Here is a 13983-nt window from a genome sequence, read left to right as displayed (position 1 = left end):
ATCTGGCGCGCCTCAGACCGGCAGGGCGCTGGGGCGCGTGCGGGCATACCAGCGCACCATCAGCATCCGGGATAGGAGAAGGGTGGTGAAAAGGGTGGTCACGATACCGATCGTAATGGTCAGCGCGAAGCCGCGAACCGGCCCGGTCCCGAAAACGAACAGCATGACATGCGCCAGCAGGGCGGTGGCATTACTGTCCACGATCGTGCCGGTCGCGCGTTCAAAGCCCGCCTGCATGGCCTGCAGCGCGCTGCGGCCACGGCCCACTTCCTCGCGGATGCGTTCGTTGATCAGGATGTTCGCATCCACCGCCATGCCCAGGGTCAGCAGCATGCCCGCCATGCCCGGCAGGGTCAGCGTCGCCTCGAACAGTGACAGGATGGCCGTCATCAGCACCAGATTGGCCAGCAGGGCAATGTTCGCGTACCACCCGAACCGGCCATAGAACAGCGCCATGAACGCGATCACCAGCACGAAGCCGGCGGCAAGGCTGTAGCCGCCCGCCCGGATCGAATCAGCCCCCAGCGACGGGCCGATGGAGCGCTGTTCGATCACGTTCAGCGGTGCGGGCAGCGCACCCGCGCGCAGCAGCAGCGCCATGTCGGTCGCCTGCTGGGCGCTGAACCCGCCGGTGATCTGCCCGCTGCCGCCGGTAATGGCGGTGCGGATGACCGGGGCCTCGATCACCTTGTTATCCAGCACGATGGCGAAGCGCTTGCCCACATTGGCGCGGGTGACGTCACCGAATTCCTGAGCGCCGGTCGAATCAAAGGTGAAGTTCACCGCCCATTCGCCGCTCTGCTGGTCGATCGAGGCGCTGGCGTTGGTCAGGTCCGCGCCATCCACATCCACGTGCGAAAAGACCGGCAGCTTGCTCTGCCCGTCGGTCATGGGCAGCAGTTCCACGCCCGGCGGCGGCACGGAGGACCCGATGGCGGAATCCGCAACCAGGTGGAACGTCATCTTCGCGGTGGTGCCCAGCAGGTTCTTGACCCGTTCGGGGTCGCTGATACCGGGCAGTTCGACAATGATCCGGTCATCGCCCTGGCGGGTGATTTCGGGGTCAATGGCGCCCGTCGCGTCGATACGGCGGCGCACGATCTCGATCGACTGGGTCACCGCGTCATAGGAGCGCTGGCGTGCGGCCTCTTCCGACAGGGTAAGGGTAATCTGGCCGCCCTCGGCCTGCTCAACCCTGAATTCGCCCGGCACGTTCATCGGCATGGCGCGTAGCGCCCTGATGTCGGGCTGGGCTTCTTCGGGCGTGCGGGGCGTGAACGTCACGCCATGCGCGCTGGTGGTCAGGTTGCGGTATCCCAGCGAATTCTTCAGCAGGGTCTGGCGGGTTTCGTCCTGCAGTCCGCGCAGCCGGTCGGCTGTCACGCTGTTCATATCGACCTGCAGCAGCAGGTAGGACCCGCCCCGCAGGTCAAGGCCCAGGTGGATCTGCCGCCACGGCAGGGACGCCATGGGCTGGCGGATGACATTGGGCAGGCACAGCGCCAGCCCGATCAGACAAACGCCAATGACCGAAGCCATTCTGAGCCGACTGTAATACATCATGACTTGATGGAAAGCTCCCTACGCCCGGCATGATCAGTGTATCGCGTGTGCGAAAATCAGTGGCGGGAACATGCCGGTCCCCGCCCGATGATGCAACCGCTGATCCGCCAGCCAGACCGCATCCGTTGCCGTTTTGCCGCAATTCGCACGGCCCGTCATGCCGCGCGTGCGGCCAGCGGGGGTGGGCGCATGCGTGGCTGGCTGCTAATCCGGAAGGCAGGTTACGGACATGAACAGGCAGGAGCAGGGCATGGCGCAGTCAGGAACGGGGTTGTTACGCGTCGGGATCGTGGGGGCGGGGCATTTTGGCCGTTTTCATGCGCTCAAGGTGCAGGCCGCCGCGCGGGAAGTGCTGACAGGCATCCATGACCCCGATACGGCGCGTGCGCGCAGGGTCGCGGCGGAGGCCGGCGGCGCGCCGGTCCTGTCCTATCCCGACCTGCTGGCCTGTTCGGATGCGATTATTGTCGCAGCCCCCGCCGAACATCATTTCGACCTTGCCCGGCAGGCCCTTGCGGCGGGAAAGCATGTGCTGGTGGAAAAGCCCATGGCGGCGACACTGGCGCAGGCCGATGAACTGGCGCATCTGGCGCAGCTGTACGGCGTGGTGCTGCAGGTGGGGCACCTTCTGCGCTATTCCGCCGAGCACCAGGCCATTACAGACCGGATTTCGCGCCCCCTCTATATCGAGGCCACGCGCCTTGCGCCCTACAAGCCGCGCGGGACGGATGTGTCGGTCATCCTTGATCTCATGATCCATGACCTTGACCTGGTACTGTCCATCGTGGACAGCCCGATCGAAAGTGTCGATGCGCTGGGGGCTGCCGTCAGTTCGCCCTTCGAGGATATTGCCAACGCCCGCGTGCGTTTCGAAAACGGCTGTGTCGCCACCATCGCGGCCAGTCGCATTTCCCTCAAGACCGAGCGGCGGATGCGCGTTTTCTCGCAGGAAGGCTACCTGTCCGCTGATTTCATGAAGCGTGAACTGACCATGATCGGGCGCACGCGCGGACTGCCGCTGCCCGGATCTGGCGGGTTCCGTCGCGAATCCGTAACGTGGCGCGACCATGATACGCTGGCGGCCGAACATGCCGCCTTCGCGGCCTCATGCCTTGATGGCGCACAGGTGCTGGTGGACGCGGTGGCGGGCCGCCGGGCGCTGGCTGCGGCGCTGGCGGTGACACAGGGAATCGCCGCCACCCGTGCGCGGATGGAGGCGTCCGGCCTGATCATCCCTGCCGGTCAGGAAGACTGAAGCGTCTCACGCAGCATTTCGAGTTCCAGCCAGCGTTCCTCCGCTGCTGTCAGATCGGCCTCCGCCTTTTCCAGCGCCGCGGTGGCGGCAGTAAAGGTGGCGGGGTCGCGCGCATACAGTCCCCCATCGGACAGGATGGCCCGCAGGCGCTCGATTTCCGCCTCCAGCGCCGCCATCTGCCTGGGCAACTGTTCCAGCGCGTGCTTGTCTTTATATGACATCTTGCGCGATGGCTGCCGGGGTGAGGACGACGGCGCCACATCGGTTCTGGCCGGTGCGGCATCAGCGCGGACCTGACGGGGGCGGGCGGCCAGTGTCGCGTCCTGCCGCTGGGCCAGCATGTCGCTGTAGCCACCGGCATATTCCACCCATTTCCCGCCGCCTTCCGCCATCAGGATGGAGGAGGCGACCCGGTCAAGGAAGTCACGGTCATGGCTGACCAGCAGCACCGTGCCGGAATAGGCGGCCAGCATGTCCTGCAGCAGGTCAAGCGTTTCAAGGTCAAGGTCGTTGGTCGGCTCATCCAGCACCAGCAGGTTGGACGGCCGCGCCAGCGCGCAGGCCAGCATGAGCCGCCCGCGCTCGCCCCCCGACAGCACGCCCACCGGGGTGCGCGCCTGTTCAGGGCGGAACAGGAAGTCCTTCATGTAGCCGATGACGTGGCGTTTCTCATCGCCAACCTGCACCATGTCACCGCCGCCACCTGTCAGCGTGTCCGCCAGCGTGGTATCGGGATCGAGCGAGCGGCGCTGCTGGTCCAGTGTCACGACATTGAGCGCGCTGCCGATATTGATGGTGCCGGAATCCGGTTTGTCCAGTCCCGTCAGCAGGCGCAGCAGCGTACTCTTGCCCGCGCCGTTGGCCCCCACGATTCCCAGCCGGTCGCCGCGCAGGACACGCAGGTCCAGATGGCTGACCACCGGGTGGGCGGGGTCATAGGCGCGTGACATGTCTTCCGCCACCGCAACCAGCTTGCCCGACAGGTCGCTTTCGCGTGCTTCCATCTTCAGGCCGCCGGGCTGCCGGATGGCGGTGCGGCGGGTATTGCGCAGTTCGGCCAGTTCGGCCACGCGGCGGACATTGCGCTTGCGCCGCGCGGTTACGCCATAGCGCATCCAGTCTTCTTCACGCGCGATCTGGCGGTCAAGCTTGTGGCTGTCGCGTTCTTCCTGCTCCAGCACCTCCTCGCGCCATGTCTCGAACCGGGCGAATCCCTGGTCCAGCCTGCGGGTCACGCCCCGGTCCAGCCACACGACCGAACGCGACAGCGTTTCCAGCAGGCGGCGGTCATGGCTTATGATGACCATGGCGGAAGACAGCGACAGCAGTTCGCGCTCCAGCCATTCAATGGTGGGCATGTCCAGATGGTTGGTGGGTTCGTCCAGCAGAAGCAGGTCTGGCTCGGGCGCAAGTGCGCGGGCCAGCGCGCAGCGGCGGGCTTCACCGCCAGACAGCGTGGCCGGGTCTTCCGTGCCGTTCAGCCCCAGTTCGGTCAGAAGCAGTTCGGCGCGGTATTCCGGGTCGCCCGGTCCCATGCCCGCGCGGACATAATCCAGCGTGGTGGCGAAGCCCGACAGGTCGGGTTCCTGCGGCAGGTAGCGCACGGTGGTGCCGGGCTGGATGAAAACGGTGCCGTCATCGGCCTGTATCTCACCCGCGGCAATGCGCAGAAGGGTGGACTTGCCGCAGCCATTGCGCCCGACAAGGCAGATGCGCTCGCCCGGGCCAACGCCGAAGCCCGCGCCATTGAGCAGCGGCGCGCCGCCAAGGGTCAGGGTAATATCCTGAAGGAGAAGAAGGGGAGGTGAGGCCATGCCCACTTATGTATTCTCAACCACCCCCTGCGCAAGGCCGGTGTGGGGGACTACCGCCGCGCCGCGTTTTCAAGGATGTTCAGGAACGACAGTCCCCAGCCAAGGGCCGTGCGGTTGGCGATGCTGTTCCAGCATGCCTGCCAGCGTTCGCGCCGTTCTTCCATCGACATGGCCAGCGCGCGTTCCAGCGCATCAGCCATCCCGTCATGATCCAGCGGGTTGACCAGAAGGGCCGCCTCAAGCTGCTTGGCCGCTCCCGCAAGGCGCGAGAGGATCAGCACGCCGGGGTTTTCGGGGTCCTGGGCTGCGATGAATTCCTTGGCCACCAGGTTCATGCCATCGCGCAGCGGGGTGATGTAGCCAATATCCGCCAGCCGCATGTAGCCTGCCACGGTGGGACGGGGGCTGCCGCGCGTCAGGAAGCGCAGCGGCGTCCAGTCGGCCTGTCCCTTATGGGCGTTCAGCTTGCCGATCTGGTGTTCTAGCTTGTTGCGCAGCGCCTGATAGGACGGCACGTCCGTCCGGCTTTCGGCCGCGATCTGCAGGAACGTGACCTGCCGTTCCCGTTCGGGATAGGTTTCCAGCAGGCGTTCATATCCGGCAAGGCGATGGTCAAGCCCCTTGGTCGGGTCCATGCGGTCCACGCCAAAGACCAGCTTGCGTCCCGCAAGCGAACCGGACAGCCGGCGCAGGTCCTGTGACCCGGCGGCAGCAGTTGCCGCATGGGCGAAGGCCTGGGGATCGATTTCAACGGGAAAGGTGCCGACGCGTACCCTGCGCCCCTCGAATGTCAGGGTGCTGTCATCTTCCGCCGTGGCGCCTGCCTTGCGGGTGGCGGCAAAGATGAAATTGGCCGTGTCGTCCGCCGTCTGGAAACCCAGCAGGTCCGCACGCAGCAGGTCACGCAGGAACGTGCCGCCATCGGGTGCCGTGGCCAGCATGTCGGGCGCGGGGAAAGGGGTATGGAGGAAAAAGCCGATGGGCTGGCGCACGCCATGGCGGCGTAGCAGGGCCGCAAGCGGCAGCAGGTGGTAGTCGTGGATCCAGATCACGTCGTCCGCCCGCAGCAGGGGCAGCAGGTTTTCACAGAACCGTTCGTTGACCGACCAGTAGGTGGCCAGTTCACGCCGTTCGAAGTGGATGTGCTCGGGCAGGGAATGCATGAGCGGCCACAGCGTGGAATTGGAAAAGCCGGTGTAATAATTACGGTGTTCGGCGGGCGTCAGGCCGATGGTGGCGTATTCCACTCCGTCCGCCTGCTGGATTTCAGGCGGCAGATGGGCTGCGTCGGGATGGCAGGTGCCGTTCCAGCCGAACCACATGCCCCCCTTGCGCGCCAGCAGGTCCTTCAGCACAACCGCGAGGCCGCCGGGCCGCAGCCCTTCCTTGGGAACGGGAACGCGATTGGATACGATGACCAGCCGTTTCATTCTGCCCTCTCTGATAAGCTGTCGCGTGGCGGATCAGCCCCAGCCGACCATGCGGCCAGAACAGGCACCATACACGCCGGGCCATATGGGGGGGATGGCGCAGGCGCGGTACTGGCATGCGGATGTATCAGTTCAGGGAAACGCCACCCGAAACGGCCTGATAGGTGGAAACGGCCAGCGTAAGTGGTTCAAAGGGTTTGGTAATCACGAATGCCGGTTCGATCGTATCGCCCGTCAGCAGGCGTTCGGGGTAGGCGGTGACGAAGATGATGGGAATGTCCTGATGCTGCAGGATGCTGGAAACCGCCTTCATCCCGTCGCCGCCATCACCAAGGTTGATGTCGGCCAGGATCAGGCCCGGCCGGGTTTCGCGCGCAAGCCTTATGGCTTCCGCCTCGCTGCTGGCGACGCCCGCAATGGTATGGCCGCACTGGCGTACCAGTTCCTCGATATCCATCGCGATGATCGGTTCGTCCTCGATGATCAGCACGCTGGTCTGGGCGCATGAACGCAGGCGGGTGTGGGCGTCCTCCAGTATGGTGGCGGCCTGCGCGGGGGACAGTGACAGGACACGCGCCGCGTCACTGACCGGCAGTTCCTCCAGCGAGGTCAGGAGCAGCAGCTTGCGCCCCAGCGGCGGCATGCCGCCCGCCGTCTCGTCTTCGCGGCCGTGTTCGGCATGGTGTCGGGATATCCACTGGTAAAGGCGCAGCCTCGGCGGCATGGAGGGATCGTCCACCGCCATGAGTTCGCGCAGGCTTTCGGCAACCAGCAGGTCGCCACTCGACTGACTGCCACATAATGCGCGGGCGTACCGCCGGGCATAGGGCAGGGCGCGAAGCAGGTCTTGACGCCGTGATAGCGGCATGAGGCATTCATCTCCCCAGATAAACTGTTACACTCCGGATCATGACAGCGTTAGACTGTGCTGCAAGAGTTGAAGAGTAAACAAACTGGAAGCAAGAATACCACCCGATCCGTCAGCGGTCACGCACTTGCGTGGGGAGATCCTGTCCCTTCTGCCGCAATTACGTGGTTTTGCCCGTTTTCTGACGGGGCAGGCCGCGCTGGCGGACGACCTTGTTCAGGAAACCGTGCTGCGGGCGCTGGCGGCGCTGGACCAGTTTGCCCCCGGCACCAGCATGAAGGCGTGGCTGTACACGATCGCGCGCAATCTTTTTTATGAACAGGTGCGCCACGGACGGCGCGAGCGCGATGTCATGTCCGACTACGCCCGCCGCCCCGACCGGCCCGAAAGTGGCACGGGGGAAGGGGAGGCGGATGCGCTGCGCGACCTTGATGGCGCGATCTGGCGGCTGAGCCCCCGCCTGCGTGAGGCGCTGGTGCTGGTTGGCGTGCAGGAAATGACCTATGCCGAGGCTGCCCATGTGTGTGGCGTCACGGTGGGCACCATCAAGGCCCGCGTATCACGCGCGCGCAGCCAGATCATGGAATACATGACCCCTCCGCCGGAAAAGGGGTGAGGGATACCCGCGGCGTCGTCCTCGCGTTTTCGTTATGTCGATGGATGTAACCTTTTGTCCCCCCCGTTCATTGCACCCGCATGAACGACATCAAAGGGGAGATGAACATGACCAACAGCTTTCATGACGAAATGATTGCAATCCTGCCCCGTCTGCGCGTTCAGGCCCTGTCGCTGACACGTAACCGCGCGGCAGCGGATGATCTGGTGCAGGACGCCGTGTGCAATGCGCTGGCCGCACAGCACAGCTTTACCCCGGGCACCAACTTTTCCGCATGGATGCACCGCATCCTGCGCAATCGCTTCATTTCCGACCTGCGCAAGAAGCGCGAAACCGGCAATATCGAGGACGTGCCCGCGTCCGCCATGGCCGGCAGCGGCGCGCATGAGGAACGTCTGGTGGTCAAGGAACTGGTCGAGGCCATGAACCGCCTGCCCGCCGACCAGCGCGAGGCGCTGGTGCTGGTGGTGATGCAGGGCATGAGCTACGACGAACTGGCCGCGGCGACCGGCTGCGCAGTCGGTACCGCCAAAAGCCGCGTTTTCCGCGCCCGCCGCCAGCTGGCCACGTGGCTGTATGGCGAGGAACGCGACATTTCCACCGTCGAACTGCGCGGTGCGGTGCAGCGCCTGCGTTCGCGCATGGAGGCGCGTCCTGCGGCATCGGTCTGAATTGAGAGGATTCCCACTTTGAATTGCGGCGTGAATATGGCACTGACAGTAACATCTTCACCGCTACCCTGGCATTTGCAGGGTAGGATGCGGCCCTGATACGGGCGGGGATTGTGTGAAGTGGGAATTTACTTCGGGATAATGCGATGGCTCTGAAGGACAAGTGTCCTCCCAGGCAACCAGGAAAGAAGCCCATAAACAGATCGGATGACGCGTTCGAGCTATGGTTGAAGCGGGGGCTGCATCAGTTGTTCGATGATGTAACAAAAGAGCCAGTGCCCGAGGAACTCCTGCGTTTGATTGAGGAAGACCGGAAACGGACAAAATAACGGATGTCCGTGTTCCCTTCTTCCGGTCACGGCAGGCAGGTCCGTCACCGGAGCCTGTTTACCCGCGTCGGTCGCGTGTTCGACGCCGTGCGTGGCCGGATGATGGCGATCATCCTGCTGGCGGCCATGCCCATTGCCCTGATCGGTGCGGTGCAGGCATGGCACAGTTACCATTCCACCCTTGAAGCACCCGGTGAGCGGACCGACCTGACGGTATCGCGCATCGACCTTGAACTGCGGCATGAGGCCGATCACCTCGGCTCCCTGCTGCAGGCCGTGTCGCGCATGCGGCTTGATGATGCGGGCCTGCGGCATATGCTTGAACTGGTGCAGTCCCTGACCGGCCGGCATTACAGCCAGATCGCCCTGGCGGATGACCGGGGCAACATCCTGACCGCCGTGGGACGGCAGGGCGATGCGCCTGCGCTGGGGGCGGATGCCATGCCCCGTTTCCAGGGCGACGTCCGTATGGTCGCGCTGACCGATCCCCTGACCCATGTGCCCGGTTATTTCCGGATTACGGTTTCCGCCGCCATCTATGACGACGCGGGCAGGCCCGCGCGTCCGGGTTACCTGACTGCGGTCATGCCGCTGTCGTGGCGCAGCGCCATCCTGCAGGCCAGTGACCCGCGGCTGGACCTGGTGCAGCAGAACGGGCCCATCCAGATATGGGTGGTGGACAGTCTGGCCCGCGCCGCAGCCCCGCTGTGTTCCGACTGCAACTGGGCCGCCCGCCCGACCGACCGCATCATGCAGTGGGCGCGCGTAACCCTGGGGACGGGGGCTGACCATGCGCACATAACCCTGCCGGAGGGATCGTTTTCCATCGGTCGCGTGCAGGGGGGCGTACATGTCCTGACCATGACGCGTCGCAATGCGGGGGAGCGGCATGCGGTGGTCATGTTCGCCGTATCGCTGGTCAGTAGCGGGCTGCTGTTGCTGGCGGGCCTGCTTGGGGCATCCAAGAGCGCCGACGTACTGGTGATCACGCCGTTGCGGCAGCTGACGGCATCCGTCAACCAGTGGCAGCTGGGGGGCATGTATGACGTGCGTTCCAACTGGGCCATGCCGCTGGAGGTCAGGCAGCTTGCCCATGCCTTCAGCAAGGCCACCCGCAGGCTGGCGCGGCATGAGAAGCGGCTGGAACGCGCGCAGGCGCGGCAGGAACTGCTGCTCAAGGAAATGCATCATCGCGTCAAGAACAACCTGCAGATCGTGGCGTCGCTGCTGAACCTGCAGGCCGGGCGCATCCGCCAGCCCGCCGCGCGCGAGGAATTCGCGCAGGCGCGTGACCGTGTGCGCGCGCTGGCCACCCTGCACCGCTACCTTTACGCCGATGGCGAGCTGTACAGCCTGAACATGCAGAGTTTCGTGCGCGAACTGTGCGGCCAGATCATGCACGCCATTGGTGAATCCGACGAAAGCCGCATCACGCTTGATATCCGCGTCGATGATCTGCTGATGGTGCCGGACCAGGCGGTGCCGCTGGCCCTGATCGTGACGGAAGCGGTCAGCAATACCATCAAATACGCCTTTCCCGACCGCCAGCACGGCACGCTGGAAGTTGGCCTGCGCGCGCTGTCTGGCGACCGGGCCTGCCTGTGGATTGCCGATAACGGCGTGGGCATGGCGGCGGCGCGCAACCATGCCGCGGCAGAGGAAGGGCGCAGCGGGATCGGCATGCAGCTGATCCGTGGTTTTGCCCGGCAACTGGGGGGAGAACTGCAGATGTTTGAGGAAAACGGGACCCGCTATGTCCTTGTTTTTCCGTTAAAGCAGCCCGAACAGGATGAAACATCCGCGTGAATCCATGCAAAAATGCATGGCAGAGTTATGGCGTGGGCAGATTCAGGCCATGGATGATGGCTGTCCCTGTGCCGTGTCCTTCGGTATAGGGAACGGTCATGAACGATGACAAGACAGTGATGAAGGCGTGGACGAAGGCACAGTCGCGTCTTGGGCGCCGGCAGGCCATGCCGGTTGTGTTGCTGGGGCTGGCCACGGCGGCCACCGCGGTGGGACAGGTCTGGTGCGTGGCCAACGTGCTGGCGTACGTGCTGGTGGGCGGCGGCCAGCCTGCGGTGACGTGGCCGCTGGCCGGGCTGGTGGTGCTGGCCATCATCCGCGCTGTCTTGCAGATGGGGTCGGACATGCTGGCCGCCCGTGCGGGCATGAAGGCGCGCGCGCGCCTGCGTGGCGGGGTGCTGGACGCCATCCTGCGCGGCGGGCCGGGTCTGCTGCGCCGTCACCATACAGGGGAACTGGCGGCACTGGCCGTTGACCGGATCGAGGCGCTGGACGGGTTCTTCGCCCGCTGGCTGCCTGCTTCCGTGCTGTGGGTCGCGGCCCCGCTTGTCATTGGTGTCCTTGCCGCCCTGGTGCAGCCGGGTTCGGCGCTGATCATGGCGATATGCGGTATTGCCGTGCCCTTCGGGCAGGCCCTGTTCGGCATCGGTGCCGCGGTTGCGTCGCGCAACCAGTTCCTCGCCATGACCCGCCTGCAGGCCCGCTTCCTTGACCGGGTGAGGGGCATCGCCACCATTGTCCTGTCCGGGCGGACGGACGATGAAACGCGCAGGCTTGCGGCTGCGGCGGAAGAACTGCGCCTGCGCACCATGAAGGTGCTGCGGGTTGCGTTCCTGTCCTCGGCATCCATTGACTGCGCGATGGTCGTGGCCCTTGTGCTGGTGGCGTTGCGCAACGGGGCGCAGCTTATGGCGCTGCATGATCAGGGCATGTCGGCGGCGCTGATGGCGGCGCATGTGGCGCGCGGGCTGTTTGTCGTGCTGCTGGTGCCGGAATTCTTCGCGCCCTTCCGCAGTCTGGCGCTGGCGTATCAGGATCGCGCCCATGCATCGGGCGCTGCCGCGGCCATGCGGATCCTGCCTGATGCCACCGCCGTGCGCACCGCCGGGCAGGCAGTGTGCGAAACGGGGCAGGGGGTCAGTGTCGCGTTCGAGCATGTGGGCTTCATGTGGGATCCCGCGCGCGGCGCGACGCTGGATGATATTACGTTTACCGCGCCTGCAGGCCAGACGCTGGTGCTGTGCGGACCGTCGGGGTCGGGCAAGTCCACCGTGATCGAAATGCTGCTGGGCTTCATCCAGCCTGAAAGCGGGCGCATTACCTTCAACGGTGTCGACATGACCACCATCCTGCCCGAGGCGCTGGTGGCCATGACATCGTGGATCGGACAGAAGCCGGTCCTGTTCGCGGGCACCCTGCGCGAAAATATCCTGTTTGCCCGTCCCGACGCCACGGATGCGCAGTTGCAGGCCGCCATTAGGGCGGCGGCGGCGGACACGTTCATCGCCACCCTGCCGCATGGCCTTGAGACCCTGATCGGCGAAGGCGGGTTCGGCCTGTCGGGCGGGCAGGCGCAGCGCGTGGCGATTGCGCGTGCCTTCCTCAAGGACGCGCCGCTGCTTTTGCTGGATGAACCGACATCCCACCTTGACCCGCAGACCGAGGCGGACGTGTTCGACAGCCTGCGTGCGCTTGCGGCCCGTCGCACGGTTATCCTCGCCAGCCATTCGGCAGCGGTGGACGGGTTCGGGGGACAGCGGGTGGACCTTGATCATGGCCGTATTGTCACCAGTGGGGAGAATGCATCGTGAAATCCTCGGAAAACCGGGAATTCGCGCGGCAGGCGCGGCGTGAAGGCGTGATGGGGCCGGTGGTGCAGATCCTGCACATATGGCAGCGCCGCGCCCCGTTGCTGACAGCGGGCGCGCTTCTGTCCCTGCTGGCCGTGCTGATCGGCCTTGTGCTGATGCGCGAGGCGGGCATGCGGGTCGCGGCCATGACGGTGGGCATGGTCGTGGTGACGACCGGGGCGCTGCGTATCTTCGGCAGCGCGCGTGTGATCCTGCGCTACACCGAACGTCTGGTCACGCATGACGCGATGTTCCGCGCGCTGGCGGATGTGCGGGTATGGTTCTTCCGCAACCTCGCCCGCGGGGCTGCGGCGGGGCTGGGCTTCCGTCGCGCGGGTGATCTGCTGTCGCGGCTGGTGTCTGATGTCGAGACGCTGGACGGGCTGTACCTGCGCATCATCATCCCGCTGCTTGGCGCCTGTCTGGTGCTGCCGTTCCTGTTCATTGCCATCAACATGGTCAATACGGTGCTGGCGGTTGTCGTGGCCGGGCTGTTTGCCTGCAGTGCCTTTGGCCTGCCGCTGGTCGCCGCCATGCTGGGACGACGCGAGGGCGGCCTGGTCAACCACGCCAGCGCGCAGTTGCGGATTGGCGTGCTGGACATGGTGGGGGGGCTGCGCGAAATCGCAACCTTCGGGGCGGAAGGCCGCATGCTGGCCCATGTCCGTGACCGTGACGATGCCCTGTACCGTGCCCAGATGAAGCAGGCGCGCATGCTGGCCATGGCAGGCGCCGCGTCTTACCTGTGCGGACAGGCGGCGGTGCTGGTGGTGCTGGCCGCGGCACTGGGCATCGGGCTGCCGCATATTGCGCCCCTGCCTGCGGCGGCAGTCCTGTTCCTGACAGTTGCGGCCTTTGAAAGCGTTGGGGGACTGACCCGCGCGGGTGCGCTGGCAGGCAGCATTACACGGGCCGCGGCCCGTGTCGTGGCCGTAAGCGACATGCCGGAACATGCCCCGCCCGAAGGCACCGAGCCCGCGCCGGCAGGGACCGACATCTGCTTCGATCATGTTTCCTTCCGCTGGGACGCCAATCGTGCCCCGGTGCTTGATGACCTGAGCCTGGGCATTCCGGCAGGCCAGCGCATTGCGGTGCTGGGATCGTCGGGCGCCGGGAAGTCCACGCTGGCGGCGCTGCTGCTCAAGGCGGTGGCGCCCCAGGCGGGGTGCATTACGCTGGGTGGCCGCGATATCGCCACCATCCGCGATGAGGACCTGCGCGGGCGGATCGCATGGCTGTCGCAGGCGACGCACCTGTTTGCCGATACGATTCGTGTCAACCTGCTGCTGGGCCGTCCCGATGCCACGGAAGCCGATTTGTGGACCGCGCTGGAACAGGCCCGGGTTGCGGATGTGGTGCGTGACCTGCCTGAAGGTCTGGACAGCTGGCTGGGTGAAGGCGGCGCAAGCCTGTCCGGCGGGCAGGGGCGGCGTCTGGCGCTGGCTCGGGTGCTGCTGTCACGCGCGCCCATCCTGATACTGGATGAACCGGCCACGGGGCTTGATGCCCGCACCGAGCAGGAATTCCTCCAGACCCTGAATGATGTCACACAGGGGCGCACCGTCATCCTGATCGCGCACCGCCTGACAGGCATCGAAAAACTGGACAAAATATGGCGTATTTCTGGCGGAAAAATGGTCAGTGTCCGGTGACAAAGGGGCGGCCATGCCGGTCGAAAGGATTGACGCGGCTATCCCTACAGGGCACGAAGTAGCGGAAAACCGGATCGGGCATACCATAAGGCTGAGAGCGATCCGTCTTGAATACCTGAATCAGGAGTA

The 13983-nt window shown here is 65.2% G+C and carries 11 protein-coding genes; 7 read left to right on the top strand and 4 right to left on the bottom strand.

Annotated elements, in window-relative coordinates; genetic code table 11:
• Positions 1 to 12: 12 nt before the first annotated feature.
• Complete coding sequence (secD, locus tag B7449_RS01510) at positions 13 to 1563, bottom strand: protein translocase subunit SecD (protein WP_082084719.1); 1551 nt, start codon at positions 1561 to 1563, stop codon at positions 13 to 15.
• 250 nt (positions 1564 to 1813) lie between these two features.
• Between secD and B7449_RS01505 the strand changes: the two genes are divergently transcribed.
• A complete protein-coding gene (locus B7449_RS01505) occupies positions 1814 to 2818 on the top strand; it encodes a Gfo/Idh/MocA family protein (protein ID WP_039733228.1) in 1005 nt (334 codons plus the stop codon).
• On the opposite strand, the gene B7449_RS01500 is transcribed toward B7449_RS01505, so the two are convergent.
• From B7449_RS01500 to B7449_RS01490, 3 genes are all read right to left on the bottom strand, one after another.
• Positions 2806 to 4632 carry an ABC-F family ATP-binding cassette domain-containing protein gene (locus B7449_RS01500; protein WP_048883143.1) on the bottom strand — a complete coding sequence of 609 codons (1827 nt, stop codon included), beginning with the start codon at positions 4630 to 4632 and terminating at the stop codon, positions 2806 to 2808. The genes B7449_RS01505 and B7449_RS01500 overlap by 13 nt on opposite strands.
• Before the next feature lie 50 nt (positions 4633 to 4682).
• Complete coding sequence (locus B7449_RS01495) at positions 4683 to 6062, bottom strand: alpha,alpha-trehalose-phosphate synthase (UDP-forming) (protein ID WP_039733087.1); 1380 nt, start codon at positions 6060 to 6062, stop codon at positions 4683 to 4685.
• 127 nt (positions 6063 to 6189) lie between these two features.
• Positions 6190 to 6930 carry a response regulator gene (locus B7449_RS01490; RefSeq protein ID WP_039733085.1) on the bottom strand — a complete coding sequence of 247 codons (741 nt, stop codon included), beginning with the start codon at positions 6928 to 6930 and terminating at the stop codon, positions 6190 to 6192.
• Between the two features lie 127 nt (positions 6931 to 7057).
• Here B7449_RS01490 and B7449_RS01485 point away from each other — a divergent pair, with 127 nt between their 5' ends.
• The 6 genes from B7449_RS01485 to cydC all read left to right on the top strand — a co-directional run bounded on the left by B7449_RS01485 (position 7058) and on the right by cydC (position 13854).
• Positions 7058 to 7546, top strand: coding sequence for a sigma-70 family RNA polymerase sigma factor (locus B7449_RS01485; protein WP_039733083.1), 489 nt, complete (start codon positions 7058 to 7060; stop codon positions 7544 to 7546).
• A gap of 107 nt (positions 7547 to 7653) precedes the next feature.
• Positions 7654 to 8217, top strand: coding sequence for a sigma-70 family RNA polymerase sigma factor (locus B7449_RS01480; RefSeq protein ID WP_029329465.1), 564 nt, complete (start codon positions 7654 to 7656; stop codon positions 8215 to 8217).
• 146 nt (positions 8218 to 8363) lie between these two features.
• Positions 8364 to 8546 (top strand): hypothetical protein, encoded by a 183-nt coding sequence (locus B7449_RS22750; protein ID WP_039733082.1) that lies wholly within the window; start codon positions 8364 to 8366, stop codon positions 8544 to 8546.
• 3 nt (positions 8547 to 8549) lie between these two features.
• Complete coding sequence (locus B7449_RS01475; protein ID WP_048883140.1) at positions 8550 to 10352, top strand: sensor histidine kinase; 1803 nt, start codon at positions 8550 to 8552, stop codon at positions 10350 to 10352.
• A gap of 98 nt (positions 10353 to 10450) precedes the next feature.
• Positions 10451 to 12163, top strand: a complete 1713-nt coding sequence (gene cydD / locus B7449_RS01470) for a thiol reductant ABC exporter subunit CydD (RefSeq protein WP_039733081.1) — start codon at positions 10451 to 10453, stop codon at positions 12161 to 12163.
• On the top strand, positions 12160 to 13854 hold the full coding sequence (gene cydC / locus B7449_RS01465) for a thiol reductant ABC exporter subunit CydC (protein ID WP_039733079.1): 1695 nt from the start codon (positions 12160 to 12162) through the stop codon (positions 13852 to 13854). Before cydD ends, cydC begins: the two co-directional genes overlap by 4 nt.
• Positions 13855 to 13983: the final 129 nt, after the last annotated feature.

The organism is Komagataeibacter intermedius TF2 (assembly GCF_000964425.1).
Taxonomy (GTDB): domain Bacteria; phylum Pseudomonadota; class Alphaproteobacteria; order Acetobacterales; family Acetobacteraceae; genus Komagataeibacter; species Komagataeibacter intermedius.
This window is presented reverse-complemented; position numbering and strand designations above follow the sequence as displayed.

Coding starts and splice junctions, on each gene's coding strand:
- B7449_RS01505 (WP_039733228.1), top strand. CDS start 1,814: ATGGCGCAGTCAGGAACGGGGTTGTTACGCGTCGGGATCGTGGGGGCG.
- B7449_RS01500 (WP_048883143.1), bottom strand. CDS start 4,632: ATGGCCTCACCTCCCCTTCTTCTCCTTCAGGATATTACCCTGACCCTT.
- cydD (WP_039733081.1), top strand. CDS start 10,451: ATGAACGATGACAAGACAGTGATGAAGGCGTGGACGAAGGCACAGTCG.
- B7449_RS01480 (WP_029329465.1), top strand. CDS start 7,654: ATGACCAACAGCTTTCATGACGAAATGATTGCAATCCTGCCCCGTCTG.
- B7449_RS01495 (WP_039733087.1), bottom strand. CDS start 6,062: ATGAAACGGCTGGTCATCGTATCCAATCGCGTTCCCGTTCCCAAGGAA.
- secD (WP_082084719.1), bottom strand. CDS start 1,563: ATGATGTATTACAGTCGGCTCAGAATGGCTTCGGTCATTGGCGTTTGT.
- B7449_RS01490 (WP_039733085.1), bottom strand. CDS start 6,930: ATGCCGCTATCACGGCGTCAAGACCTGCTTCGCGCCCTGCCCTATGCC.
- B7449_RS22750 (WP_039733082.1), top strand. CDS start 8,364: ATGGCTCTGAAGGACAAGTGTCCTCCCAGGCAACCAGGAAAGAAGCCC.
- B7449_RS01475 (WP_048883140.1), top strand. CDS start 8,550: ATGTCCGTGTTCCCTTCTTCCGGTCACGGCAGGCAGGTCCGTCACCGG.